This is a genomic window from Ruegeria sp. SAZD011, from assembly GCF_059612545.1.
Window position 1 is genome coordinate 504854 of record NZ_JBXWQU010000022.1, and the last position, 25077, is coordinate 529930.

Here is a 25077-nt window from a genome sequence, read left to right on the forward strand (position 1 = left end):
ATCACGAATCTCTCACCGATACCTCAGTCCAATGCCGCAGTCTGCTGCGTGACCTCGCGCAGGAGCTTTTTGCGGATGCGCGCAGGATAATCGGCAAAGCCGTTGGCGGTCTCGACAAAAGCACCCTCGCCCACGATGACGTTCTCGTAGAAATAGGCGGTCAGGTCCGGTTCACTCTGCTCGATGGCAATCGCGTTCACCGTAATCCCCAGCGCACGCAGGTCGCGATGCACCGCCAGCGGCTCGATCCCCTCGTTCGAGGGCCCGTCACCGGAGACGTCGATCAGGTGGCGGGCACAGTCTGGGACCTGGGCAAAGGCCGCCATGGTGATTTCCAGCGCCTCACCGATCGCGGTAGAGTAGTTCCGCCAGACGCGCGGATCGGCTGCAACCCGGTCGGCGAAGCTGTCCAACGCCTCGAAACTGCTGGCCTGGGTCCAGGGAATCGTTACCCGCTGGCGTGCGGCGCCGGTCCATTGCACCAGCATCAATTTCGCCTGCGCCCGCACCAGCGCCTCGGACACAACCGGATCGCGCAGCGCATGGGCAAGCCCATCCATCTGGGTGCGGTATTCGCCTTCATCGACAGAGCCGGACACATCCACCGCCAGCGCCAAGGCGAGATCGCAAGCGAGAGCAGGCTGGGTCAGGAAAAGACTAGAAACGAATGCGCGCCAGAAAGACATGACCACAGGCTAACACAGTTGTTTGCAAATGCGATCACATGCGCGTCATGTCCGACAGAACAACGCGCCCTTTTCCCCGGCTGCCGGTCTATTTCGGCATGAGCACCCAATAGTCCAGGTCAAGCAGTACCTCGGGCAGATACTTCCCATCCGCTCCGCGCAAATCGAACGGCTTGCCGCCCTTGGTAGCCACCAACCGCAGACGCAGCGCTCCGACGCCGGGCGCTGTCGTATCGGCCTTGTCCAGCACCTCGGTCCAGGCCTTGATCGTGTCGCCGGCAAAGCAGGGATTGGCATGCGCCCCGCCGTTCAGACCCACGATCATCTGCGCATTGGCCAGTCCGTTGAAACTCAGCGCGCGCGCCATCGAGATCACATGCCCGCCATAGATCAGCCGCCCGTCGGGGCGAAAGGTCAGGTCAAAATGCACCTTGGCCGTGTTCTGCCACAGGCGGGTGGCCAGCATATGCTCGGCCTCTTCCACAGTGACACCATCCACATGGTCGATGGTTTCGCCAACGGCATAATCATCCCAACGATGCGGCTCGCCCGCCAGTGCAAAGTCGTAGGTCGAGAAATCCAGCCCGTCGGGCACCACCAGATCGGCGGGCGCCAGCACCTTTTTCAGCTCGGGCACCACTGTTTCGGGCGCAGGCGCATCCAGGTCGCGTTTGCGCACCATCACCCAACGGACATATTCCATCACGGTCTCGTCACGCTGGTTCAAGCCGCGCGTGCGGACATAGACCACCCCGGTCTTGCCGTTGGAGTTCTGTTTGAGCCCGATCACCTCGGAAACCGAGCGCAGCGTATCCCCCGCATAAACCGGCTTCAGCCAGCGGCCTTCGGCATAGCCGAGATTAGCCACCGCGTTCAGCGACACATCCGGAACCGTCTTGCCGAACACCACATGAAACGCTGCCAGATCGTCGATCGGGCTGCCCGACAGCCCGCAGGATTGCGCAAACGCGTCCGAGGAATACAGCGCATGCCGCGCGGGATAGAGCGCATGATAGAGCGCGCGCTCGCCATTGGTCACGGTGCGCGGAACCGCGTGATGCAGGGTCTGGCCGACAGCGTAGTCTTCGAAGAAGCGGCCCGGATTGGTCTTTGCCATCATTGTTGTCCCAGTTTCATGTCAGGGGAATAGTCGGCCGGAACATCCTTGGTCACAGCCTGCGCACAGCGCATGATGCCGTTCGCCGCGTCATAGGCATAGGCGGGGGAGCCATAAAGCTCCCACCCCTTGGCCAGCGCATCGGAAACCTTGTGGCAGAAGGCGGCGGTGTCCTCTTCGGTCAGGAGGCGATAGAGCTTGGCCATGATCGCCCCCTATCCCGGGAAAGGCCAGGGCCCGACCAGCCCGTGGACATAGCCGATTACCGCCATCAGCACGACCGAGGCGACAAGGAACATCGCGTCCTTGCCCAGCGTGCCGGGCTTGCCCGGGGTCCAATCTGGTTCCGCGGCATTGATCGCCGCGACCTCGACAATGCCCCACAGGAACAGGCCACCGAACAGGATGATCGAGGCCAGATCACCGTTCACCAACAGGTGCGCCGCCGCCCAGGCCCGGAAACCAGCCAATAGCGGATGGCGCATCTTGTTGAGCAGCTTGCCCTTGGTTCCGGCCGGGCTCATCATCCAGATCGCAACCAGCATCAGCAGGTTGTTGGCATGGGTCAGATAGGCGGGCGGCGCCCAGACATGCACATAGGGCGTCATCCTGAACCCGATCACCATCAGCACGACCGAGCCCAGCAACACCAGCGCCACCTTGCCCTTGCCGCGATCGCCCATTGCGGCGCGCTGCGCAGGCCGAACCCGCTTGAACAGATGCGCGGCCCACCAGAGTGCCACACCAAGGATCAGAAGAACGAAGCCCATGAGAGTTTATCCCGCTTGCAAAGCCAATATCGCCTCTGCTTTTGCCAGAGTTTCACGGGCGGTGGCAACGTGCAGGTTTTCCACGATCTTGCCATCCACCACGGCAACGCCCTGTCCGCTGGCCTCGACCTCGGCAAAGGCGGCGATCTGGCGGCGGGCCAGGTCGATCTCGGCTTCGGACGGGGCAAAGGCCGCGTTGGCGATATCCACCTGCGCCGGATGGATCAGCGTCTTGCCGTCAAACCCCATGTCGCGGCCCTGCGCGCATTCGGCGGCCAGCCCCTCGTCATCCTTGAACGCGTTATAGACGCCGTCGATGGCGATCAGCCCCTCGGCCTTGGCCGCCAGCAGGCACAGGCCCAGCGAGGCCATCATCGGCAGACGGTCGGCCCGAAACCGGGTCTGCAGCTCCTTGGCCAGGTCGTTGGTACCCATCACGAACCCGGTCAGCAGTGGATGCGCGGCGATCTGCGCGGCGTTCAGCATGCCGCGCGGGGTTTCCATCATCGCCCAGATCGGCAGGTCGCCGGTGATCGCGGCCAGCGCATCCACATCCGCCGCGCTGCCCACCTTGGGCAACAGCACCACGTCGGCATCCATCTCGCGCACCGCCTCGGCGTCGGCCCGGCCCCAGGGCGTGTCCAGCCCGTTGATCCGCACGATCTTGACCCGCGCGCCATAACCGCCCTGCGCCAGTGCCGCCTTTAGCGTCTCGCGGGCGTTGTCCTTTTCATCGGCGGCGACCGCATCCTCAAGGTCAAAGATGATCGCATCCACCGGCAGGCTGCGCGCCTTGTCCAACGCCCGCTCCTTGGAGCCGGGGATATAGAGGACGGAACGATAGGGGCGCTGGCGTGGATCCATGTCAGATCTCCCAAGAGAAATATTGTTGCGCGGAGAGGTGCATTTTTTGCCGGAATGTTCAAGGCAAAAAACGCCGCAATGCAGCATCAACCTTACGCAACGGGCTGGCGCGCGCCGGATTAACCGGTTTTCAGCACCTTTTCGGCAGGGTTTTCGTATCGGAACAGGGCATGCGGGTCCTTGGGGCAAGCCACCGGGCAAGACGGGCCGAGACATGTTCTGCCATGACCAACGGCAACGGGCGGTGCGGCTGACCGGGAATACTGGCAGGCCTGGGCGCATCGCGGCTGCCCCGGAACAAGGGGACGACCCATGAAGACGATGATGATCAAGATGACGATGGGCCTCGGCCTGATGGCACTGGCGGCGGGCCAGCTTCAGGCACAAGGCAACAACTGCGCGCCGCGCCAGATGGTGCTGGACCAACTGGCAGAGAAATATGGCGAAGCGCGGCGCGGTATCGGACTGGTTCAGCAGGGCTCGGTGATGGAGGTCTTTGCTTCGGACGAGACCGGAACCTGGACCATCACGGTGACCCTGCCCAATGGCATGACCTGCATGGTGGCCAGCGGCCAGTCTTATGAGGCGCTGGCCGAGGCACTGCCGACCAGCGGCAACGACGCCTGAACCGAGTTGCGCGCCGGTCCGATGTGCCCCCGTCCCTCGTGGGGCCCTTGCGGATCGGATCGGCGCGCCACTTTGACCCGGCTCAGCCGAGCGCGTCCCAGATCAGTTTGACCCCGGTAAGTGTAAGCATGAAATGGGCCAGCGCAAAAAAGGCCCGTTCCGGCACCAGGTGATGTGCCTTGACGCCCAGCCACGCCCCGAGCAGGGCAAAGGGTGCCAGCAAGAGACCCGCCCGCGCGGTGTCCAGGGTGAACATCCCCAGCCACGCATAGGGAATGAACTTTGCGATGTTGAGCGCCCAGAAGGTCAACACCGTGGTGGCCTGAAACTCGGTCTTTCCCAGCCTTTGAGACAGCAGATAGACCGCAGCCGGCGGCCCGCCCGCATGGCTGACAAAGCTGGTGAACCCGGCCACCGTCCCCGCCAGCAACCCAGCCATCGGAGGCAGGCGCGAGGCGAATTCGCGCACCCAACCGCGCCCGCGCGCCATCTGCCAAGCCACAAACGCCAGAGAAATTCCCCCGATCAGCAGGCGCAACAGATCAGCATCGGTCGCGCGATAGAGCAGCGCTCCCAGCGCCACACCGGGCAACCCACCCAGGATCAGCAACCGGGCATCCGGCCAACTCCATCTGCGCCAATAGGGCTTCAGCGTCGCCAGGTCGATCAGCATCAACAAGGGCAGCATCAGCGCCAGCGCCTGCCCGGGATCGAGATAGACCGCCAGAATCGAGGCAGAGGCAAAGGCCACACCGGAGCCGAAGCCGCCCTTGGAAATACCCGCAAAGATCACCGCTGGAATGGTCACCGCGAAAAAGCCGATATCCGGTTCCAGCACGCGCCATTTCCCTCTAACTCTCGACCTGACAACGCTTTTAGCGCAATCACCCGCTTTCGGACAGGGGGAATGCGCCGTGATGCCGCGTCGCAGAACACTTGCGCGACGCCGCTTTACGCACTAGCACAGCGACGATTTTCAACCGGACCGGAGATACTCCAAATGGCCAGACCCAAGATCGCGCTCATCGGCGCAGGTCAGATCGGCGGCACGCTCGCCCACCTCGTCGCGCTGAAGGAACTGGGCGATGTTGTCCTGTTCGACATCGCCGAAGGCACGCCCGAGGGCAAGGCGCTCGACATCGCGGAATCCGGCCCCTCGGAAGGGTTCGACGCCAAGCTCAAGGGCACCCAGTCCTATGCCGATATCGCGGGCGCCGATGTCTGCATCGTCACCGCCGGTGTGCCGCGCAAGCCGGGCATGAGCCGCGACGACCTGCTGGGCATCAACCTCAAGGTCATGAAATCGGTCGGCGAAGGCATCCGCGATAACGCGCCGGACGCCTTCGTCATCTGCATCACCAACCCGCTCGACGCGATGGTCTGGGCGCTGCAACAGTTCTCGGGCCTGCCCGCGAACAAGGTCTGCGGCATGGCAGGCGTGCTCGACTCGGCCCGTTTCCGCCACTTCCTGGCCGAAGAATTCAACGTGTCGATGAAGGACGTCACCGCATTCGTGCTGGGTGGCCATGGCGACACCATGGTGCCGTCGGTCCGCTACTCGACCGTTGCCGGCATTCCGCTGCCGGACCTGGTCAAGATGGGCTGGACCAGCCAGGAGAAGCTGGACGCCATCGTGCAGCGTACCCGTGACGGCGGCGCCGAAATCGTTGGCCTGCTGAAAACCGGTTCGGCCTATTACGCGCCCGCCACCAGCGCCATCGAAATGGCCGAAGCCTATCTGAAGGACCAGAAACGCGTTCTGCCCTGCGCCGCGCATTGCAACGGCGAACTGGGCGTCAAGGGCATGTATGTAGGTGTGCCCACCGTGATCGGCGCCGGCGGGATCGAGCGTATCATCGACGTGACGCTGACGAAGGAAGAACAGGAGATGTTCGACAACTCGGTCAACGCGGTCAAAGGCCTGGTCGAAGCCTGCAAGGGCATCGATAACTCTCTGGCCTGATCCCCGGCGATGCAAGCTTCAAGGCCGGTCCCCATTGGGGCCGGCCTTTTTCATGCCTGTTTCCGATCGGCTTCTGCAAAATGCAGGCGATAGAGCCGTCGCCACCTGATCCGGTGTCGGTCGAAATCCGGGATGTCGAACTCCAGTCCCTCGTCAAAGCTGGCTCGTGATAGGTCGGCGGGTTGCCCCAGCGCGCGAAGCGCGGCGCCCGGATCGATCCGCGAGCGTCGCAACAAGCCGATCGCCTCCAACCGCTCCAGATCGCTCAGAGGCAGGGCCTTGAGTTGCTGATGAAGCTGCAACAGGGCAAACATGTCCTCCCTGTTCTCGTCGACATAGGCAATCTGCGCCTGTCGAGCGGGTGCAAGCCCTGCATGAGCGGCCGCCCCTCCGCCACGGTCTGTCCAACCGCGCAAAAGCTTCATGATCCAATGGAACCCTGTCAGCCCATCGAAATGCAGAATTCGCGCATTGACGGCAGGCCAGAGCAGTAACCTGTCGTGGCCCGCCGGCGCGCGAGGCGAGTGAATGCCCGGCCACAGCTTGCGACCGGTCCGAACCGCCGATTTCCCCTGCGAATGCGCGACAATTCCCCGATGCAGAAAGGGCTGGATCGCCGGATCGAGCATATCGGCCTGCTCCGGCCAGCCCCGGAGCAACGGTGCGCGCATGTAGCCGTCGAACAAGTTCTCCTGGGGTTCTGCTGCATCGAAGACTCGTTCGAGATTGGGCAGGTGCAGGAAATCCACCGTTTCGGGCAGCCCGCCCAGGATCCGGACCAACGGCAGATCGGTTTCCAGAAACTCGTCCGCATCCAGATGCAGCAGCCAATCGGCCTCTGCCCGCAAATAGGACCGGCTTGCGTTGCGGATCTGACGCTTTTCATTGGTCGCCGGGCGCGGGCCGCCAAGTTCGTCCTGCCAATAGCTGTCGTCGCACAGTGTGACCCGGCACCCCGAAATGCCCGCCAATGCCGATTGCAGCGCCGGATCCGGCGCATCGAGGTAAAGCTCGACATATTTTGCGCCGAGCGAAAGGTGATGCGCGACAAAGGCAAGAACCAGCACCGCCGGTTCGCGGCAGGTGGTCACCACCGCCCAACTGGCTTGCCCGTCTCCACCCTCTCGAAAATACATTCCTGCTCTCGCTACGCTCTCTGACGGCGCGGGACCCACGCTATCGGCCACCCTGGTCCAGATCAACCACCAGCCCGCCGAGCCGTTAGCGCAAAAGCCGCAAAACCCCGCTACAAAGCCGTTTTTCCCTGCAGTCGCAAACAGCGAATCACAAACGTTCGCAAGGTTTCGCATATGTGATCACAGCTTGAAACCGTGTGATCACAAACGTGCAAAATCTTCACGATATTTCCCGTCCGCGTCAAATAACCCTTTAAAAATGGCCGCTAGACCACCCTATATCGGGTCAATCGCAGTCAGACGGGACAGATGCAATGAACATCCATGAATATCAGGCAAAGGCCCTTCTGCGCAGCTATGGCGCGCCGGTTTCGGACGGCCGCGTGGTGCTGCGTGCAGAAGACGCCAAGACCGCCGCAGGCGAACTCGATGGCCCGCTATGGGTCGTCAAGGCGCAGATTCACGCGGGCGGCCGTGGCAAGGGCAAGTTCAAAGAGGCCGATGCCGGTGAAAAGGGCGGTGTCCGTCTGACCAAATCGGTCGAAGAGGCCGCCGAGGAAGCCAAGAAGATGCTGGGCCGTACCCTGGTCACCCACCAGACCGGCCCGGCAGGCAAGCAGGTCAACCGCATCTATATCGAGGCCGGATCGGGCATCGAACGGGAACTGTACCTGGCCCTTCTGGTCGACCGTCAGACCAGCCGCATCTCGTTTGTCTGCTCCACCGAGGGCGGCATGGACATCGAAGAGGTCGCCGCCAGCACGCCCGAGAAGATCCTGTCCTTCAGCGTCGACCCGGTGACCGGTTACCAGCCCTATCATGGCCGCCGCATCGCGTTTTCGCTCGGCCTTTCCGGCCCGCAGGTGAAACAATGCGTCTCGCTGATGGGTCTCCTCTACAAGGCCTTCGTCGAGAAGGACATGGAGATGCTGGAGATCAACCCGCTGATCGTGGCCGAGGGCGGCAGCCTCAAGGTGCTGGACGCCAAAGTCGGCTTTGACGGCAACGCGATCTATCGCCACTCGGACATCGCCGAACTGCGCGACACCACCGAGGAGGACCCCAAGGAACTGGAAGCCTCCAAATACGACCTGAACTACATCGCACTGGATGGCGAGATCGGTTGCATGGTCAACGGCGCCGGTCTGGCGATGGCCACCATGGACATCATCAAGCTCTACGGTGCCGAACCCGCCAACTTCCTCGACGTCGGCGGCGGCGCCACCAAGGAGAAGGTGACCGAGGCGTTCAAGATCATCACCTCGGACCCGAACGTCAAAGGCATCCTGGTCAACATCTTCGGCGGCATCATGCGCTGTGACGTGATCGCCGAGGGCGTGGTCGCCGCGGTCAAGGAAGTGGGCCTTCAGGTTCCGCTGGTCGTCCGTCTCGAAGGCACCAATGTCGAGAAAGGCAAGGAGATCATCAACACCTCCGGCCTGAACGTCATCGCCGCCGACAACCTGTCGGATGGTGCCGAGAAGATCGTGAAAGCGGTCAAGGGCTGAACGTAGGGTGGGCGGCCCGCCCACCATCCCTCAATGAATGGTGGGCAAGTCTGCCCACCCTACGACAGATTTCAAAGGAGAACGCCAAGATGGCAGTCCTCATCGACGAAAATACCAAGGTCATCTGCCAGGGCTTCACCGGCTCGCAGGGCACCTTTCATTCGGAACAGGCCATCGCGTATGGTACCAAGATGGTCGGCGGGGTCACCCCCGGCAAGGGTGGCCAGACCCACCTGAACCTGCCCGTCTTCAACTCGGTGCACGAGGCCAAGGCCGTGACCGAGGCCAATGCAACCGTGATCTATGTGCCGCCCCCCTTTGCCGCCGACTCGATCCTCGAGGCGATCGACGCCAAGATGGAGGTGATCGTCTGCATCACCGAGGGCATTCCGGTACTCGACATGATGAAGGTCAAGCGCGCGCTCGAAGGTTCGTCCTCGCGCCTCATCGGCCCCAACTGCCCCGGTGTCATCACGCCCGATGCCTGCAAGATCGGCATCATGCCCGGCCATATCCACAAGCGCGGCAGCGTCGGCGTTGTGTCTCGTTCGGGCACCCTGACCTATGAGGCGGTGAAACAGACCTCTGATATCGGTCTGGGCCAGTCCACCGCCGTGGGCATCGGCGGCGACCCGATCAAGGGGACCGAGCATATCGACGTGCTGGAATGGTTCCTGGCCGACGATGAAACCGAAAGCATCATCATGATCGGCGAGATCGGCGGCAGCGCCGAGGAAGAGGCCGCCCAGTTCCTGAAAGACGAGGCCAAGAAGGGCCGCAAGAAGCCGGTCGCCGGTTTCATCGCGGGCCGCACCGCGCCTCCGGGCCGCCGCATGGGCCATGCGGGCGCCATCGTCGCCGGCGGCAAGGGCGGCGCCGAGGACAAGATCGAAGCCATGCGCTCGGCCGGGATCGTCGTGGCCGACAGCCCGGCAACCCTGGGCGAGGCCGTTCTGGCGGCCATCGGCAAGTAACCGGCCTGCCCCGCGTCAATGCGGGGCGGCGCGCAAATCGGGAGGACACATGACGTTCGGCAAGGCCATAGGAACGTGTTTCTCGAAATACTTCACCTTCTCCGGGCGGGCCTCTCGCCCGGAGTACTGGTATTTTTTCCTGTTCATGGTGCTGGGCAACGTGGTGGCAACCCTGCTCGACGCGGCGCTGTTCGATTCCGTGACCACCACGGTCGAAACCTCGGACACCGGCGCCAGCGCCAGTATCGAGAATACCGGCCCCCTCGCCGCGCTGTTCTCACTTGCGGTGTTCCTGCCGCATCTGGCGGTGGCCTTTCGCCGAATGCACGATACCGGCCGCAACGGGCTTTTTGCGCTGTTTCCCATCTTGCTGATGATCGGCGCCGGATTGATCCTGGTCTTCGGCATCGGCATCGCCTCCAGCTTTGCCGCTGGCGGCTCGCTCGACCTTCTTTTCACCCGCGCCACGCTGCTGTTGCTGATCCCGACTGTTGCCGTCCTGATCGTCTCGCCGCTTCTGGTTCTGTGGTGGCTGACCCGGCCCAGCCAGCCGGGCACCAATCAATACGGTCCCCATCCCAGCCAGGCGGTGTCGCCATGAGTGCCCACGTCTCGCATCCGGCCCGCTTTCACCAGCGCCTCGCGGCTGGCCTTGCCGCGCTGTTCCTGTGTCTTGGCACTCCGTTGCTGGCCGAGATGTTCGGTCCGGTTTCAGGCCAGGTTCATGGTGTGGGACCAAAGGTGCTGGTCATCGTCCTGCATGGAGATTCCGGGCCGGACTACATCACGTCCTTTGCCACGGAACTGGCCGCGCGAAACCCGCAGGCAACCGTCATCCAGATGGCGCGGCCCGGCTATTCCGTCGCCGGGCGCCGCAGCAAGGGATCAAATAACGGCAGTCGTGACCATTACACCAAGCAGAACAACAATCTGCTGGCACAGGGTATCTCGGCGGCTGGCCAGGCATATCCGCATCAAAAGCTGGTGGTGGTGGCCCATTCCGGCGGAGCGGCACAGACCGCCACCCTGCTGGGAACGGTACCCGGCCTGATCGACACGGCAATCATGGTGTCCGGCCCGTTCGACATTCCGCGCTGGCGGGCTGCGCGCGGCACGCCCTGGCCCAAAAGCCAGTCGCCGATCCGCTATCTCGACCAGATACCACGGCAAACCCGGATCATCGCGGTGACCGGCCAGAACGATTCCAATACACAGCCCGGCCTTGCCCGGGACTATGTGGCCAAGGCCCAGGCACGCGGCCTGAACGCCACATTCACCGCCATACCGAATGCAGGCCACAGTTTCAGATCGCTCAAAGAACCCGTTCTGGCCATCGCAACGCGCGAAATCCAGAGCTAGGAAAGTCAGGTGACCCAATGACCGAACAATCGCCCAACTCCCAGTTTCATGCCTCAAGCTTCATGCAGGGGCACAATGCGGAATACCTCGAACAGCTCTATGCCCGATACGCCAACGACCCCGCGTCGGTCGATGCCGCATGGGCCGAGTTTTTCCGCGCGATGGGCGATGCGGATACCGATGTGAAGAAAGAGGCCGACGGCCCCAGCTGGGCGCGCGCCGACTGGCCGCCGATGCCCGCCGACGACCTGACCGGCGCGCTGACCGGACAATGGGCCGAAATCGACGCCAAGGCCGCTGGTGGCAAGATCAAGGAACAGGCCGCCAAGGCCGGCGTTCCGGTCAGTGATGACCAGATCAAGCGTGCGGTGCTGGATTCGATCCGCGCCCTGATGATCATCCGCGCCTATCGTATCCGGGGCCATCTGGTGGCCGATCTGGACCCGCTTGGCATGCGCGCGGGCACCCCGCATCCCGAGCTGGATCCCAAGACCTATGGTTTTGCCGATTCCGACATGGACCGGCCGATCTTCATCGACAACGTGCTGGGGCTGACCCATGCCTCAATGCGGCAGATCATCGACATCGTCAAACGCACCTATTGCGGCACCTTTGCGCTGCAATACATGCATATCTCGAACCCCGAAGAGGCCGCCTGGCTGAAAGAACGGATCGAAGGCTACGGCAAGGAGATCTCGTTCACCCGCGAAGGGCGCAAGGCCATCCTGAACAAGATGGTCGAGGCCGAGGGCTTCGAAAAGTTCCTGCATGTCAAATACATGGGAACCAAGCGCTTTGGCCTTGATGGCGGTGAGGCGCTGATCCCCGCGATGGAACAGATCATCAAGCGTGGTGGCGCGCTGGGGGTCCGCGAGATCGTCATCGGCATGCCTCACCGCGGCCGCCTGAACATCCTGGCCAACGTGATGGGCAAGCCCTATCGCGCCATCTTCAACGAATTCCAGGGCGGCAGCTTCAAGCCCGAGGATGTCGACGGTTCGGGCGACGTGAAATACCACCTCGGCGCCTCGTCGGACCGCGAGTTCGACGGGAACACCGTCCACCTCAGCCTCACCGCCAACCCCTCGCACCTCGAGGCGGTCAACCCCGTGGTTCTGGGCAAGGCCCGCGCCAAGCAGGACCAGTTCGGCGACAAGGACCGCACCTCGGTCATGCCGGTGCTGCTGCATGGCGATGCGGCCTTTGCCGGTCAGGGCGTGGTGGCCGAATGCTTCCAGCTTTCGGGCATTCGCGGCCACCGTACCGGCGGCACCATGCATATCGTGGTGAACAACCAGATCGGCTTTACCACCGCGCCGCATTTCAGCCGCTCCAGCCCCTATCCGACCGATATCGCGCTGATGGTCGAGGCGCCGATCTTCCACGTCAACGGCGACGACCCAGAGGCGGTTGTGCACGCCGCCAAGGTGGCCACCGAGTTCCGGCAAAAGTTCCGCAAGGACGTGGTGATCGACATCTTCTGCTATCGCCGGTTTGGCCATAACGAGGGCGACGAGCCCATGTTCACCAACCCGATCATGTACAAGCGCATCAAGACCCACAAGACCACGCTCAGCCTCTATACCGAGCGTCTGGTCAAGGACGGGCTGATCCCCGAAGGCGAGATCGAGGACATGAAGGCCGCCTTCCAGGCGCATCTGAACGAAGAGTTCGAGGCAGGCAAGGATTACAAGCCCAACAAGGCCGACTGGCTGGATGGCCGCTGGTCGCATCTGGATAAGAACAAAGAGGAATATGTGCGCGGCGAGACCGCGATCACGCCCGAAACCCTGGCCGAGGTCGGCAATGCCCTGACCCGCGCGCCCGAGGGGTTCGCGCTGCACCGCACTGTCGAGCGCCTGCTTGAAACCAAGAAGGCGATGTTCGATACCGGTACGGGCATCGACTGGGCCACCGGCGAGGCGCTGGCATTTGGCTCGCTGTTGACCGAGGGCTATCCGGTCCGGTTGGCCGGTCAGGACGCCACCCGCGGCACCTTCAGCCAGCGCCATTCCGGCCTGGTCAGCCAGGACAGCGAAGAGCGATACTATCCGCTCAACAACATCCGCAAGGGTCAGGCGAATTACGAGGTCATCGACTCGATGCTCAGCGAATATGCGGTGCTGGGTTTCGAATACGGTTATTCACTGGCCGAACCCAATGCGCTGACCCTCTGGGAGGCGCAGTTCGGCGATTTCGCAAACGGCGCCCAGATCATGTTCGACCAGTTCATCAGCTCGGGCGAAAGCAAGTGGCTGCGGATGTCGGGCCTTGTCTGCCTGCTGCCGCACGGGTTCGAGGGCCAGGGTCCCGAACACAGCTCTGCCCGCCTGGAACGGTTCCTGCAAATGTGCGGTCAGGACAACTGGATCGTGGCCAATTGCACCACGCCGGCCAACTATTTCCACATCCTGCGCCGTCAACTGCACCGGACCTTCCGCAAGCCGCTGATCCTGGTCACTCCGAAATCGCTGCTGCGTCACAAACTGGCGGTGTCGAAGGCCGAGGAATTCACCACCGGCTCGTCCTTCCACCGGGTTCTGTGGGATGATGCGCAATATGGCAACTCGGAGACCAAGCTGGTCGCCGACGACAAGATCAAGCGGGTCGTGCTGTGCTCGGGCAAGGTCTATTTCGACCTGCTCGAGGAACGCGACGCACGCGGCATCGACGATGTCTATCTGCTCAGGATCGAGCAGTATTACCCCTTCCCCGCCCATTCGCTCATCAACGAGTTGGAGCGGTTCAAGGGGGCCGAGATGGTCTGGTGCCAGGAAGAACCCAAGAACCAGGGCGCGTGGAGCTTCATCGAGCCCAATATCGAATGGGTGCTGACCCGCATCGGCGCCAAACACACCCGCCCGACCTATGTGGGCCGCGCCACCTCGGCCTCGCCTGCCACCGGTCTGGCCAGCCAACACAAAGCCCAACAAGAGGCGCTCGTGAACGAAGCGCTGAGCATCGAAGGAAAATAACCGATGACGATCGAAGTTCGTGTCCCCACGCTTGGCGAATCCGTGACCGAGGCCACAGTGGCCACCTGGTTCAAGAAACCCGGCGACACCGTGGCAGTGGACGAGATGCTCTGTGAGCTGGAAACCGACAAGGTAACCGTCGAGGTCCCCGCCCCCGCCGCAGGCGTGATGGGTGAGATTGTGGCCAAGGAAGGCGAAACCGTTGGCGTGAACGCGCTGCTGGCAACCATTGCCGCCGGCGAAGGTGCGGCCCCCGCCGCAGGCGAAAAACCCGCGAAAGCGGCGGCAGAGCCTGCCGCCGAGGCGGGCGGTTCGGTTGACGTGATGGTGCCCACCTTGGGTGAATCGGTGACCGAAGCCACTGTCTCGACCTGGTTCAAGAAGGTGGGCGACACCGTCACGCAGGACGAAATGCTGTGCGAGCTGGAAACCGACAAGGTCTCGGTCGAGGTGCCCGCGCCTGCATCCGGCGTGCTGGCCGAAATCATCGCGACCGAAGGCGCGACGGTGAACGCATCGGCCAAACTCGCGGTGATCTCGGGCAGCGCCTCGGGCGTCTCTCCCGCACCCGCCGCCCCGTCCACCACTGTCGCTGCCGCAGCTTCCACCGGCAAGGACATTGCCAACGCGCCCTCGGCCGAGAAGGCGATGGCCGAGGCCGGGATCAACCCGGCACAGGTCACCGGAACCGGACGCGATGGCCGCATCATGAAAGAGGATGTCGCGGCAGCCGTTGCCGCCGCAGCCGCCGCACCGGCCGCCGCCCCTGCCGCGGCTTCGGCCCCCGCCGCGGCCCCCCGCGCGCCTGCCCTGGCAGAGGATGCCGCGCGCGAGGAGCGCGTTCGCATGACGCGCCTGCGCCAGACCATCGCCAAGCGCCTGAAGGACGCCCAGAACACCGCGGCGATCCTGACCACCTATAACGAGGTGGACATGACCGAGGTTATGGCGCTGCGCAACACCTACAAAGAGGCCTTCGAGAAGAAGCACGGCGTGCGCATGGGCTTCATGTCGTTCTTCACCAAGGCCTGCTGCCACGCGCTGAAAGAGGTGCCCGAGGTCAACGCCGAGATCGACGGCCAGGACATCGTCTACAAGAACTACGTGCATATGGGCGTCGCCGCCGGTACGCCGCAGGGCCTCGTGGTGCCGGTTATCCGCGACGCCGACCAGATGTCCTTTGCCGAGATCGAAAAGGCCATCGCCGAAAAGGGTAAGCGCGCCCGCGACGGCAAACTGTCCATGGCGGAAATGCAGGGCGGCACCTTCACCATCTCCAACGGTGGCGTCTACGGCTCGCTGATGTCCTCGCCGATCCTGAACCCCCCGCAGTCGGGCATCCTCGGCATGCACAAGATCCAGGACCGCCCCATGGTCATCAACGGCGAGATCAAGATCCGCCCGATGATGTACCTGGCGCTCAGCTACGATCACCGCATCGTCGACGGCAAGGGCGCCGTGACCTTCCTGGTGCGCGTGAAAGAGGCGCTCGAAGATCCCCGCCGCCTGCTGATGGATCTGTAAGCCAGGTAGCGGATTGGAGTGACGAACCAGTGGAACTAGAACAAGTCATTTACGCATTTGCACTCGTTTGCGTGGGTCTTGCGTTTAGTCCACTGGGATGGCTTGCCGCTTTGGGCGCATTTGTGCTGGCGGCAGCAGCCTTCGAGATGGTTGCTGTAGCTTGGCCCTATCTGCTACTTGGATTGGTTTCTCTTCTCGCCCTTTTGTGGTTTGCGATTTGGCACTCTTCCAAACAGCGCGCCAACGAAGCCGTGGCAGAGGAAAGAGAGCGATTGAGGTCGAGTTTGGAGAAGGCATTTCAAGAACGAAAGCCGAAGTGAACCAAGGCGGCTGCGTTGAAACCGCGTATACCTCCCGAAGGCTCCGGCGGCCAAAAGGAACAAGAAAGCCAAGGAAATAGAGTAGGGAAATGGACCAAAAGACGAACTCCAATGTACATGAAGAGAACTCTGGTTGTTTCTCTATGTGCGCTACGCGTTGGGTAAAGTAACCATGGCAACCCACGCCCTCTGGCAGGCTGATGTGGCCGACTTCGACGCCTGGCTCAAGGTGTTCCGCGAGGATCGCGCGATGCGCAAAGCCGCGGGTATCCGCGACCTGCATATCTGGCGCGACCCTGATCGCGCCGACCACGCCGTGGCACTTTTCGAGATCACCAACCTTGCCTCTGCCAAGGCCTTCTTCGACAGCGAAGAACTGGCCATGCACCACGAACGCGGCGGCATCGCCCATATCACGGTGAAACTGCTGACACCGGTCTGATCCGGCACCGGCACGACATTTCAGGCACCGGGCCGCACTACCCCACCCGGCGCACACGAAGGAGAGATAAAATGGCTAACTATGACGTCATCGTAATCGGCGCCGGTCCCGGCGGCTATGTCTGCGCCATCCGCTGCGCCCAGCTGGGACTGAAGACCGCCGTGGTCGAAGGCCGCGAAACCCTGGGCGGCACCTGCCTGAACGTGGGCTGTATCCCCTCCAAGGCGCTGCTGCATGCGTCGCACAGCCTGCATGAGGCGCAGCACAACTTTGCCAAGATGGGGCTCAAGGGCAAGGCGCCCTCGGTCGACTGGAAACAGATGCTCGCCTACAAGGACGAGGTGATCGAGGGCAACACCAAGGGCATCGAATTCCTGTTCAAGAAGAACAAGATCGACTGGATCAAGGGTTGGGCCACCATCCTCGCCGCGGGCAAGGTGCAGGTGGGCGACGACACCCACGAGGCAAAAAACATCATCATCGCCTCGGGGTCTGAGCCCGCCTCGCTGCCCGGTGTCGAGGTGGACGAGAAAACCGTCGTGACCTCCACCGGCGCGCTGGAACTGGGCAAGATCCCGAAATCCATGGTGGTGATCGGCGCCGGTGTCATCGGGCTGGAACTGGGCTCGGTCTATGCGCGCCTGGGGGCCGAGGTGACGGTGGTCGAATTCCTCGACGTGATCACCCCCGGCATGGATGGCGAGGTGCAAAAGACCTTCCAGCGCATCCTGAAAAAGCAGGGCCTGAACTTCGTCATGGGCGCCGCGGTGCAAAAGACCGAAGTGGCCAGGGGCAAGGCCAAGGTCACCTACAAACTGATGAAGAAGGACACCGAGCACGAGATCGAAGCCGATACCGTGCTGGTCGCCACCGGCCGCAAACCCTATACCGCCGGCCTGGGCCTCGACAAGCTGGGGATCGAGATGACCCAGCGCGGCCAGATCAAGGTCGGCAAGGACTGGCAGACCAACGTGCCCGGCATCTACGCCATCGGTGACGTGATCGAAGGCCCGATGCTCGCTCACAAGGCCGAGGACGAGGGCATGGCCGCCGCCGAGCAGGTCGCTGGCAAGCATGGCCATGTCAACTACGGCGTCATCCCCGGCGTGATCTACACCACGCCCGAGGTCGCCAATGTGGGCGAAACCGAACAAAGCCTCAAGGAGGCGGGCCGCGCCTACAAGGTCGGCAAGTTCATGTTCATGGGCAATGGCCGCGCCAAGGCAAATTTCGCGGGCGACGGTTTCGTCAAGATCCTCGCCGACAAGGAGACCGACCGCATCCTTGGCGCCCACATCATCGGCCCGGCGGCGGGTGAACTGATCCACGAGATCTGCGTCGCGATGGAATTCGGCGCCTCGGCCGAGGATCTGGCGCTGACATGCCACGCGCACCCGACCTATTCCGAGGCGGTGCGCGAGGCGGCGCTGGCCTGCGGCGACGGCCCGATCCACTCGTAACCCTAAAACGCTTCGGGGCGGCAGCACCGCCGCCCCGTCATACGCGCCCTCAAGGCTTCATTTCGCTCGAAGTACTCCGGGGGAGGCGCCGTCAGGCGACGGGGGCAGCGCCCCCTGTCATGCCTCAACTCTGAGCGTTCTCATATCCTGCTTCACGCATCAACCGGTCCGAGGCGCCCTCGATCTCGGTCTCCAGCCGTCGCATGAAGGCATCGCGCGGCACCCCCGGTGGAATCGGCTCGAGGAACTCCACGATCGCGCGCCCCGGCTTGCGCAGCAGCCCGTCGCGCGGCCAGAACAGCCCGACATTGGTGGCCACCGGGACGCATGTATATTGCAGCCCCTCATAGAGGACCGCACTTCCCACCTTGTAGGGTTTGGATACGCCCGGCGCGACCCGGGTCCCCTGCGGATAGATTACCAGCTGACCGGGTTCGGCGAATTCCTTGGCCACGTCCTTGACCATCTTGGCCACCGCCGCGCCGCGCTTGCCCCGGTTCACCGGGATACAGCCCAGCCGCTTGGCATAGACCCCGATCACGGGCGTCCACAAAAGCTCGCGTTTCATGATGAACTTGCCATGCGGCACGGCGTGAAAGATCAGCAGGATGTCAAAGAAAGACTGATGCTTGGCGGCGATCAGCACCTCACCCGTCGGCACCGGCCCGCGTATCTCGCCCTGAATGCCGACCATCCAGCGCGCCATCCAGATCGTGCTGCGAGCATATAGCTTGCAGGCCCTGAGCGCGCCCTTCTTCGAGACCAGCGCATAAGGGGTGAAGAGCAGCCCCAGGATGGCCATCCAGATGTAAATGACGATGGTAAAGACGATGGAACGCACCCACTGGATCATCATGCAAGCTCCTTCAACCTGCGTCGGGCCGCGTTCCAGGTTGCGGCAAACGCAACCACAGCGCCCAGAACCGGGATCAACAAAGGCAGCAGCCAACCGGCACCACGAAAACCGAGCCCGGTCAGAAAGCCACCCTCGTCCGAGGCTTCGGGCAGCAACAACACTCCGCCCATGCCCAGCACCACCCCCACGGCGGACCCGATCAACGCCCGCAGGGTGAACCGGCGCACGAAGGCGCCCGCGATATAGCGGTCGCGCGCGCCAACCAGCCGCAAAACCTCGATAACCTGCGCATTGGCCGCCAGCGCGGCATTGGCCGCCAGCGTGATCATCGCCGCCGTGGCGCCACCAATCAGCAGGATCGACACCAGCGCCAGACGGCGCAGCGAATTGGCGGCATCCACCAGCGGCTCGCGCCAGCGCCGGTGATCATCCAACACAGCGCCCGGAACCTCGGCCACCAGCCGCAGTCGCAACCCCTGTGCGTCATAGGCGGGTTCGCCGCCAACGATCTCGATCAGTTGCGGCACCGGCAGGGTATCCAACGGTAAATCAGGCCCGAGCCAGGGCGCCAGCAGCGCCGCCTGTTCTTCGCGGCTCAGCGCGCGGGCCTCGGCCACACCAGGTGTCTGTTTCAGGATCGAGAGCGCCGCCTGCGTCTGTGCGGCGACCTGATCGGCAGGCGCATTGATGCGCAGTGTCGCCGCCCGCGCCAGTTCCGAGGCCCAGCGATCCGCCAACCGCCCCGAAGCCAGGGACAAAGCCAGCGCGAACACAGCCAGAAAGGCCATCGCGCCCGACACGAACAAGGTGAGTTGCGCGGTAAAGCCCGAAGGCGGCACCACCCGGTCGGCCTGTTTATCAGCCATCAACAATGCGCGGATGGTTCCCTTGCTCACAGATCCGCCCCCGCCAGTTGCAGCCGCTTGTTCGAGATCCGCAGCACCCGCGCCTGAACCTGGCTCTTGGCCGCACGTATCAGGCTCAGATCGTGGGTAGCGATCAGCACGGTCTTGCCCATCCGGTTCAGTTCCACCAGCAATTGTAGCAGCCGCTGGGACATCTCCCAGTCGACGTTACCGGTGGGTTCATCCGCCACAACCACATCGGGCGACATGATCACCGCACGGGCCAGCGCCGCGCGCTGGCGTTCCCCACCCGACAGTTCAGGCGGCAGGGCCTCGGCGCGTTTGGACAAACCGACCCAGGCCATCAGTTCGCGCAGGTTCTCTTGTTCTTGCGACAATTCATGGCCCGAGACGGTCAGCGGCAACGCGATGTTCTCGGCCAGCGGCAGATGGTCGAGGAAGCGGCAATCCTGATGCACGACCCCTATACGGCGGCGAAACAGCGCCATCTGGTCCCGATCCAGCCGCCGCATGTCCTCGCCAAAGGCGCGGACATGTCCCGAGGTTGCCAGAAGCGCCCCGTAGCAGAGTTTGAGAAGCGTGGTCTTGCCCGAGCCTGAGGGGCCAGTCAGAAAATGGAACGACCCCGGCGACAACTCGACCGAGATCTCGCTCAGCAATTCGTCGCCGCCATAGCTGTAGCCCACATTCTCAAGCTCGATCACATCGGCCCCCTGATATTGACGGCTCTTCTTGCCCGATGGGGAACGTGGTTTCAATGCCCGCCTGCGCCTGCGTTGGGTCCAATGGGCGACACTCGCGACGACTTGCGGCAAATCGCTCTTTCCGCAATGGGCGCAACCGCCTATGATCGGCGAAAAAACCAAGCTTAGGCAGAAAAAGAAACCGGGAGACAGCATGCGTCTGACATGTCCGAATTGCGACGCACAATACGAGGTTCCGGACGAGGTGATCCCGTCCGAGGGCCGAGATGTACAATGCTCGAACTGCGGCCATACCTGGTTTCAGCCTGCGGCCGGTCAGGCGATCGAGGCCGAGTCGACCGAAGACTTCGACGATCTCGACAGCGAACAGACGCCAGCGCCTGATGGCGACACCGCCGACGATGGAGATGACAACTGGCAGGACGACACCGAGGCCGAAGGTGCAGTCGACGCGACCGATGACACGGCCGAGACCACCAAGGCCCGTGGCATCGACCCCGACATCTCGGACATCCTGCGCGAAGAGGCCGCCCGCGAGGCCGAGTTGCGCGCGCGCGAAGCCGACGCACTGGAAAGTCAACCCGATCTGGGTCTGGACGCCTATCCCGGCGACGAGCCCGGGCGCCGCGCCCGTGAGGCCCAAGACCGGATGGCCCGGATGCGCGGGCAGGAACCGGTTGCGCAAGAAGCGGACAACACCTCGCGCCGGGGGCTGTTGCCCGATATCGAGGAAATCAACTCGACCCTGCGCAACTCGGACGGGGCGGCGGTGGCGCCCGCGCCCGTGCATGCCGGCCCCGCTCGGCGTCGTCGGTCTGGTGGTTTCATGCGCGGCTTTCTGGTGATGCTGATCTTTGGCGCAGTCCTGTTCCTGCTTTACGCAAACGCCCCGCTGGTGGCGCGCACCGTGCCACAGGCCGACCCGATGCTCAGCGCCTATGTGGCGCTGGTCGACCAGGCCCGACTGTGGCTCGATGCGCAGGCCGCCATGCTGATGCCGAAATAATGCGGCCGACGTAACCCCGCCTCAGAACCGGTCGAGCAGGCGCTTGAGATAGTCGCGTTCGATCTTGGGCCGATCACTTTCTCCAGAGCGGCGTCGGATCTCGTCCAGCAGATCCCGCGCCCGGCGATAAACATCATCGCCCGGTACCAGCGACTCGTCGGTGTCGACACCCCCCTGAGAACCGGGAGTGCGCCCCAACGGGTCCTGGCTGCGGGCGCGCTGATCACCCTCTTGGCTGCCCTGTCCCGGCTGGCTTTGCTGCGCCAGCGCCTCGCCCAGCGAACGCATGCCCTCGCGCATGGCTTCCATCGCCTCGGCCTGGCGGTCGATCGCCTCGGCCAGGTCGTTCTCGCGCAGCGCCTCCTCGGCGCCTTCCATCGCGCGCCCGGCGCGATCCAATGCCTCGCGCGCGGCGTCGCCCTCGGGGGTACCCTGACCGGGCAGGTTCTGTTCCTGCCGTCCCAATTCGTTGCGCAATGCCTGTTGCCGGTCGGCCAACGAACCCTCGCCGGTCTCGCCGGGTTCACCTGGTTGCGCACCATCCTGTCCGGTGCCCGACTGGCGGCTGCCCTGGCCCTCGCCCTCGTGGCTTTGCCCCCGGCCCTGGCCCCCATTGCGGCCTTCGTTCTGCTGGCTCTCACCCGCCTGCGCGCCCGGGTTGAACTGTTCCTGAAGATCGCGAAAGGCCTGATCGCTCAGTCCTTGCTGGTTCCGCAGCGTCTCGGCCAGCCCCTCCATCGCGCGTTGACCCTCGGACTGTCCATTGTTGCCCTGTCCCTGGGTGACACGCATGTTCTCCATCATCTGCTGGAACTCTTCCAGCGCCTGCTGCGCCTCGGCCATGCGGCCCTGTTCCATCAGTTCCTGGATGCGATCCATCATCTTTTGCAGGTCGTCCTGCGTCATTTGCAGGCGCTCGCCCTCTTGCGCCTGCCGCTCGCCATCCTGCTCGTTCTGCTGGTTCTGCGCCAACTGCCTCAGATAGTCCTGTGTCGCCTCGCGCAACTCCTGCATCAGTTCTGCGATTTCCTCGTCCGAGGCGCCGTTCTTCATCGCCTCGCTCAGTCGCTCCTGAGCCCGACGCATCCGCTCCAGTGCGTCAGACAGGGTGCCGTCCTCGAGCATGATCGCCAGATCCCAAAGCGCCCGGGCGATCTCCTCCTGCTGTGCGGGTTGCAGGCCAAATCGCTGCAACGCCTCCATCCGGCGCAGAATGACCCGCAGACGCAGATAGGCGGTTTGCGAGCGGAACACATCGTCGGGGCGGTGCGAAATCGCGCGTAAAATCTGGGCCACACGCGGAGCGTTGTCGCGCGACCAGAGTAAGTCACGGCGCTGCTCGATCACAGCCCCTGCCAACGGGTCAAAGAACCGCCGCGCCGGCAACATCGTGCCAAAGGGCAACGTCTCGGCCTCCTGCCCCGCCGCATCGCTGGCGATCAAGGTAATCGTCACCGGCAGGTGTGCCCACGGATGCTGCGAAAAATCCTCGATCAGGTTCTCGGTGAATTCGCGCCGGTCCCCGGTGATCGGCAGAGGCAGATCGGCGACCACCGGGTCGCGCGGTTCGGGGTCGATCCGAAGCCCATGCCGGCGGTCGACCGCCTCGATGTCCAGTGCAATGATCACCCGTCCACCGGTGATGCCATAGTCGTCCATCGCGGCAAAAGGCAGGACCATCTGTCCACCCGCCCGGGTTTCGGCGCTGCCCGCAATCTCGACTTGCGGGGCATTGTCTGACAGCATCACCACCTGCCAGCCACGGCCACCGCGCCCTTCGATCTCAAGCGGACCGCTCCGGGTGACCTTGATCGTCTGTTCGGAATGTTCGGGACGCTCCACCGGTATGCCCGAGACATCCTCGGCCAGACGCAGCTGTCCTAGCTCGCCATAGAACCGCAGCGTGATACGGCTGCCCTGCGGCAATTGCAGAACCTCGCCCGTCTGATCGTTCAGATAAAGCGTCGGCAGACCGGTATAGCGTGGAGGTTCGATCCAGCCTTCCCAGCTTGGCCCTGCCGCGGCCTGCGCCGCACCCGGCGCCAGATCGGCCACGCTCCCCACCCGCCAGACCGAGCCAAAGAGAAGCGCCGCGACGAAACAAAGCGCCGCCATGAAGCGCAGACCATAGGGATCGCGCTTGGTCAGCACCAGATCGGGCGCGACCGGTTCGGCGCTTGCGACCCGAGCCGCCATTCGGGACTGATGCGCCCGCCAGAGCGCTGCCGAGGACGGATCTTGCGCGCCGACCGCCTGTTCATCAAGGAGGGTTTGGATCGGTCGGCCCGGCAGCGCGGCGTCGAGCCGCGACAGCGCCTCGCCCCGGGACGGCCTGCGGAACCGCCGCAAGCCCATAACCAGCGTCGCACCCGCCATCAGGGCCAGCAGGGCTGCGAGCCCCCAGGCCAATTCCAGCGGCACAAGCGCGTGCATACCCAGCAGCAGAGGTGATGCCGTCAGCATCAGGACCGAAAGGAACGGCCAGAACGCCCGCCACAGCCGTTCGGCCCAAAGGCCCGCATGAGTCAGGCCCAGCGCAAAGCGAGGCAGCGGCAGGTTCGGCTGGCGGTTCGGGATCACATCGGGCCTCCTGTCGGCCCGCACGGTGAGGTCACCGCGTCAGAGCCATGAGGGAATGGTATCGCGGTTTATGATTTCGTCAAAGCTCGGGCGTGGGCGAATAACCGCGAATTGATCCCCATGCACCAAAACCTCGGGGATCAGGGGGCGCGTATTGTACTCGCTCGACATCACCGCGCCATAGGCGCCGGCGCTGCGAAACGCCACCAGATCGCCCGCGGCCAGCGGCGGCATCATTCGCGCCTTGGCAAAGGTATCGCCGGTTTCGCAAACAGGTCCAACGATGTCATAGGGCTGTGGCTCGACCCCCGGCTCGGGTTCGATCACCGGCACGATGTCGTGATGGGCGTCATACATGGCCGGGCGGATCAGGTCGTTCATCGCCGCATCGAGGATCAGGAAATCGCGCCCCTCGCCCGATTTGACATAGATGACTTTCGAGACCATCAGCCCGGCATTGCCCGCGATCAGCCGTCCCGGCTCGATCTCGATCTCACAACCCAGATGGCCCAGCGTTCGCTTGATCAAAGCGCCGTATTCCATCGGCAGCGGCGGCGCCTCGTTCGAGCGGGTATAGGGAATGCCGAGCCCCCCACCCAGGTCGAGCCGACGGATATCGTGACCCTCGGCGCGCAGCCGCTCGGTCAGTTCCGCCACCTTGCGATAGGCGGTTTCGAACGGCGCCAGATCGGTGAGTTGCGAGCCGATATGAACGTCGATCCCCACTACCTCCAGCCCCGGCAACGCCGCGGCCTGGGCGTAGACCGCGCTGGCGCGCGCGATCGGAATACCGAACTTGTTCTCGGACTTGCCGGTCGCGATCTTGGCATGGGTCTTGGCATCCACATCCGGGTTCACCCGGATGGTGATCGGCGCCACCTTGCCCAGTTCCAGAGCGATGGCGTTGATGACCTCCATCTCGGGTTCGGATTCCACATTGAACTGGCGGATGCCACCTTCGAGCGCGATCCGGATCTCCTCGGCCGTCTTGCCGACGCCGGAAAAGACAATTCGCTCACCTGGCACACCTGCCGCCCGTGCACGCAGATATTCGCCGACCGAGACCACATCCATCCCCGCCCCTGCCTGCGCAAGGGTGCGCAGGATGGCCTGGTTGCTGGCTGCCTTCATCGCATAGCAGATCAGATGCTCGGTCCCCTCCAAAGCCTCGTCAAACAGCTGAAAATGCCTCAGCAGCGTGGCAGTGGAATAGACATAGAATGGCGAGCCCACCGTGGCCGCGATCTCGGCCAGGGGAACATCCTCGGCGCAGAGCGCACCGTCACGATAAAGAAAATGATCCATGTCGCGCGCTTAGCCTGAAATCCGGTGGCGGATCA

At 63.4% G+C, this 25077-nt stretch carries 24 protein-coding genes; 12 read left to right on the forward strand and 12 right to left on the reverse strand.

Translation table 11 applies throughout. The features are described from left to right. Positions 1–23 precede the first annotated feature (23 nt). From AC2FLM_RS11190 to AC2FLM_RS11210, 5 genes are all read right to left on the reverse strand, one after another. Positions 24–686, reverse strand: coding sequence for a DUF1194 domain-containing protein (locus AC2FLM_RS11190; protein WP_234137252.1), 663 nt, complete (start codon positions 684–686; stop codon positions 24–26). Between the two features lie 88 nt (positions 687–774). Next, on the reverse strand, positions 775–1803 hold the full coding sequence (locus AC2FLM_RS11195) for a MaoC family dehydratase (RefSeq protein WP_496857920.1): 1029 nt from the start codon (positions 1801–1803) through the stop codon (positions 775–777). Beyond that, a complete protein-coding gene (locus tag AC2FLM_RS11200; protein WP_234137250.1) occupies positions 1803–2009 on the reverse strand; it encodes a DUF1737 domain-containing protein in 207 nt (68 codons plus the stop codon). Before AC2FLM_RS11200 ends, AC2FLM_RS11195 begins: the two co-directional genes overlap by 1 nt. A 9-nt stretch (positions 2010–2018) precedes the next feature. Next, positions 2019–2573: an NnrU family protein gene (locus AC2FLM_RS11205; RefSeq protein ID WP_496857922.1), complete on the reverse strand. Its 555-nt coding sequence runs from the start codon at positions 2571–2573 to the stop codon at positions 2019–2021. A gap of 6 nt (positions 2574–2579) precedes the next feature. Next, positions 2580–3437 carry an HpcH/HpaI aldolase/citrate lyase family protein gene (locus tag AC2FLM_RS11210; protein WP_496857924.1) on the reverse strand — a complete coding sequence of 286 codons (858 nt, stop codon included), beginning with the start codon at positions 3435–3437 and terminating at the stop codon, positions 2580–2582. A gap of 312 nt (positions 3438–3749) precedes the next feature. Between AC2FLM_RS11210 and AC2FLM_RS11215 the strand changes: the two genes are divergently transcribed. Next, on the forward strand, positions 3750–4064 hold the full coding sequence (locus AC2FLM_RS11215) for a hypothetical protein (protein ID WP_496857926.1): 315 nt from the start codon (positions 3750–3752) through the stop codon (positions 4062–4064). 82 nt (positions 4065–4146) lie between these two features. Here AC2FLM_RS11215 and AC2FLM_RS11220 read toward each other — a convergent pair whose 3' ends face one another. Then, positions 4147–4902 (reverse strand): sulfite exporter TauE/SafE family protein, encoded by a 756-nt coding sequence (locus AC2FLM_RS11220; protein ID WP_496857927.1) that lies wholly within the window; start codon positions 4900–4902, stop codon positions 4147–4149. A 162-nt stretch (positions 4903–5064) separates the two neighbouring features. Between AC2FLM_RS11220 and mdh the strand changes: the two genes are divergently transcribed. Beyond that, positions 5065–6027 carry a malate dehydrogenase gene (mdh, locus tag AC2FLM_RS11225; protein WP_234137245.1) on the forward strand — a complete coding sequence of 321 codons (963 nt, stop codon included), beginning with the start codon at positions 5065–5067 and terminating at the stop codon, positions 6025–6027. Positions 6028–6077: 50 nt separating this feature from the next. On the opposite strand, the gene AC2FLM_RS11230 is transcribed toward mdh, so the two are convergent. After that, positions 6078–7163 carry a glycosyltransferase family 2 protein gene (locus AC2FLM_RS11230; protein ID WP_496857930.1) on the reverse strand — a complete coding sequence of 362 codons (1086 nt, stop codon included), beginning with the start codon at positions 7161–7163 and terminating at the stop codon, positions 6078–6080. A gap of 314 nt (positions 7164–7477) precedes the next feature. On the opposite strand from AC2FLM_RS11230, the gene sucC reads away from it, so the two are divergent. The 9 genes from sucC (at position 7478) to lpdA (ending at position 17725) form a co-directional block, all read left to right on the forward strand. Beyond that, on the forward strand, positions 7478–8671 hold the full coding sequence (gene sucC / locus AC2FLM_RS11235) for an ADP-forming succinate--CoA ligase subunit beta (RefSeq protein ID WP_234137243.1): 1194 nt from the start codon (positions 7478–7480) through the stop codon (positions 8669–8671). A gap of 89 nt (positions 8672–8760) precedes the next feature. After that, positions 8761–9645: a succinate--CoA ligase subunit alpha gene (gene sucD / locus AC2FLM_RS11240; RefSeq protein ID WP_234137241.1), complete on the forward strand. Its 885-nt coding sequence runs from the start codon at positions 8761–8763 to the stop codon at positions 9643–9645. A gap of 49 nt (positions 9646–9694) precedes the next feature. Next, a complete protein-coding gene (locus AC2FLM_RS11245; RefSeq protein WP_496857932.1) occupies positions 9695–10246 on the forward strand; it encodes a DUF805 domain-containing protein in 552 nt (183 codons plus the stop codon). Continuing rightward, positions 10243–11004 (forward strand): alpha/beta hydrolase family protein, encoded by a 762-nt coding sequence (locus AC2FLM_RS11250; protein ID WP_496857934.1) that lies wholly within the window; start codon positions 10243–10245, stop codon positions 11002–11004. The genes AC2FLM_RS11245 and AC2FLM_RS11250 overlap by 4 nt, the downstream gene beginning before the upstream one ends. Before the next feature lie 17 nt (positions 11005–11021). Beyond that, a complete protein-coding gene (locus AC2FLM_RS11255) occupies positions 11022–13979 on the forward strand; it encodes a 2-oxoglutarate dehydrogenase E1 component (RefSeq protein ID WP_496857936.1) in 2958 nt (985 codons plus the stop codon). A 3-nt stretch (positions 13980–13982) separates the two neighbouring features. Then, positions 13983–15503: a 2-oxoglutarate dehydrogenase complex dihydrolipoyllysine-residue succinyltransferase gene (odhB, locus tag AC2FLM_RS11260; RefSeq protein WP_496857938.1), complete on the forward strand. Its 1521-nt coding sequence runs from the start codon at positions 13983–13985 to the stop codon at positions 15501–15503. 29 nt (positions 15504–15532) lie between these two features. Then, a complete protein-coding gene (locus AC2FLM_RS11265) occupies positions 15533–15823 on the forward strand; it encodes a hypothetical protein (RefSeq protein ID WP_496857941.1) in 291 nt (96 codons plus the stop codon). A 172-nt stretch (positions 15824–15995) separates the two neighbouring features. After that, a complete protein-coding gene (locus AC2FLM_RS11270) occupies positions 15996–16265 on the forward strand; it encodes a hypothetical protein (RefSeq protein WP_234142560.1) in 270 nt (89 codons plus the stop codon). Between the two features lie 71 nt (positions 16266–16336). Continuing rightward, entirely contained in the window at positions 16337–17725 is a 1389-nt protein-coding gene (gene lpdA / locus AC2FLM_RS11275; RefSeq protein ID WP_496857943.1) for a dihydrolipoyl dehydrogenase, read from the forward strand. 124 nt (positions 17726–17849) lie between these two features. On the opposite strand, the gene AC2FLM_RS11280 is transcribed toward lpdA, so the two are convergent. From AC2FLM_RS11280 to AC2FLM_RS11290, 3 genes are read right to left on the reverse strand one after another with little or no spacing between them, the layout of a single operon-like run. Next, positions 17850–18581, reverse strand: coding sequence for a lysophospholipid acyltransferase family protein (locus tag AC2FLM_RS11280; protein ID WP_234142556.1), 732 nt, complete (start codon positions 18579–18581; stop codon positions 17850–17852). After that, positions 18578–19477 (reverse strand): FtsX-like permease family protein, encoded by a 900-nt coding sequence (locus AC2FLM_RS11285; protein WP_234142553.1) that lies wholly within the window; start codon positions 19475–19477, stop codon positions 18578–18580. Before AC2FLM_RS11285 ends, AC2FLM_RS11280 begins: the two co-directional genes overlap by 4 nt. Then, on the reverse strand, positions 19474–20151 hold the full coding sequence (locus tag AC2FLM_RS11290; RefSeq protein WP_234142551.1) for a cell division ATP-binding protein FtsE: 678 nt from the start codon (positions 20149–20151) through the stop codon (positions 19474–19476). The genes AC2FLM_RS11285 and AC2FLM_RS11290 overlap by 4 nt, the downstream gene beginning before the upstream one ends. A 193-nt stretch (positions 20152–20344) precedes the next feature. On the opposite strand from AC2FLM_RS11290, the gene AC2FLM_RS11295 reads away from it, so the two are divergent. Next, complete coding sequence (locus AC2FLM_RS11295; RefSeq protein ID WP_496857946.1) at positions 20345–21157, forward strand: zinc-ribbon domain-containing protein; 813 nt, start codon at positions 20345–20347, stop codon at positions 21155–21157. Between the two features lie 21 nt (positions 21158–21178). On the opposite strand, the gene AC2FLM_RS11300 is transcribed toward AC2FLM_RS11295, so the two are convergent. Then, complete coding sequence (locus AC2FLM_RS11300; RefSeq protein ID WP_496857948.1) at positions 21179–23737, reverse strand: TIGR02302 family protein; 2559 nt, start codon at positions 23735–23737, stop codon at positions 21179–21181. 39 nt (positions 23738–23776) lie between these two features. Beyond that, positions 23777–25042 (reverse strand): diaminopimelate decarboxylase, encoded by a 1266-nt coding sequence (gene lysA, locus AC2FLM_RS11305; RefSeq protein WP_234137230.1) that lies wholly within the window; start codon positions 25040–25042, stop codon positions 23777–23779. Positions 25043–25077: the final 35 nt, after the last annotated feature.

Bases quoted from the DNA above. Each gene is read 5' to 3' on its own strand.
- AC2FLM_RS11190 (WP_234137252.1), bottom strand. From the start codon at position 686: ATGTCTTTCTGGCGCGCATTCGTTTCTAGTCTTTTCCTGACCCAGCCT.
- AC2FLM_RS11195 (WP_496857920.1), bottom strand. From the start codon at position 1,803: ATGGCAAAGACCAATCCGGGCCGCTTCTTCGAAGACTACGCTGTCGGC.
- AC2FLM_RS11200 (WP_234137250.1), bottom strand. From the start codon at position 2,009: ATGGCCAAGCTCTATCGCCTCCTGACCGAAGAGGACACCGCCGCCTTC.
- AC2FLM_RS11205 (WP_496857922.1), bottom strand. From the start codon at position 2,573: ATGGGCTTCGTTCTTCTGATCCTTGGTGTGGCACTCTGGTGGGCCGCG.
- AC2FLM_RS11210 (WP_496857924.1), bottom strand. From the start codon at position 3,437: ATGGATCCACGCCAGCGCCCCTATCGTTCCGTCCTCTATATCCCCGGC.
- AC2FLM_RS11215 (WP_496857926.1), top strand. From the start codon at position 3,750: ATGAAGACGATGATGATCAAGATGACGATGGGCCTCGGCCTGATGGCA.
- mdh (WP_234137245.1), top strand. From the start codon at position 5,065: ATGGCCAGACCCAAGATCGCGCTCATCGGCGCAGGTCAGATCGGCGGC.
- AC2FLM_RS11230 (WP_496857930.1), bottom strand. From the start codon at position 7,163: ATGTATTTTCGAGAGGGTGGAGACGGGCAAGCCAGTTGGGCGGTGGTG.
- sucC (WP_234137243.1), top strand. From the start codon at position 7,478: ATGAACATCCATGAATATCAGGCAAAGGCCCTTCTGCGCAGCTATGGC.
- sucD (WP_234137241.1), top strand. From the start codon at position 8,761: ATGGCAGTCCTCATCGACGAAAATACCAAGGTCATCTGCCAGGGCTTC.
- AC2FLM_RS11245 (WP_496857932.1), top strand. From the start codon at position 9,695: ATGACGTTCGGCAAGGCCATAGGAACGTGTTTCTCGAAATACTTCACC.
- AC2FLM_RS11250 (WP_496857934.1), top strand. From the start codon at position 10,243: ATGAGTGCCCACGTCTCGCATCCGGCCCGCTTTCACCAGCGCCTCGCG.
- AC2FLM_RS11255 (WP_496857936.1), top strand. From the start codon at position 11,022: ATGACCGAACAATCGCCCAACTCCCAGTTTCATGCCTCAAGCTTCATG.
- odhB (WP_496857938.1), top strand. From the start codon at position 13,983: ATGACGATCGAAGTTCGTGTCCCCACGCTTGGCGAATCCGTGACCGAG.
- AC2FLM_RS11270 (WP_234142560.1), top strand. From the start codon at position 15,996: ATGGCAACCCACGCCCTCTGGCAGGCTGATGTGGCCGACTTCGACGCC.
- lpdA (WP_496857943.1), top strand. From the start codon at position 16,337: ATGGCTAACTATGACGTCATCGTAATCGGCGCCGGTCCCGGCGGCTAT.
- AC2FLM_RS11280 (WP_234142556.1), bottom strand. From the start codon at position 18,581: ATGATGATCCAGTGGGTGCGTTCCATCGTCTTTACCATCGTCATTTAC.
- AC2FLM_RS11295 (WP_496857946.1), top strand. From the start codon at position 20,345: ATGCGTCTGACATGTCCGAATTGCGACGCACAATACGAGGTTCCGGAC.
- lysA (WP_234137230.1), bottom strand. From the start codon at position 25,042: ATGGATCATTTTCTTTATCGTGACGGTGCGCTCTGCGCCGAGGATGTT.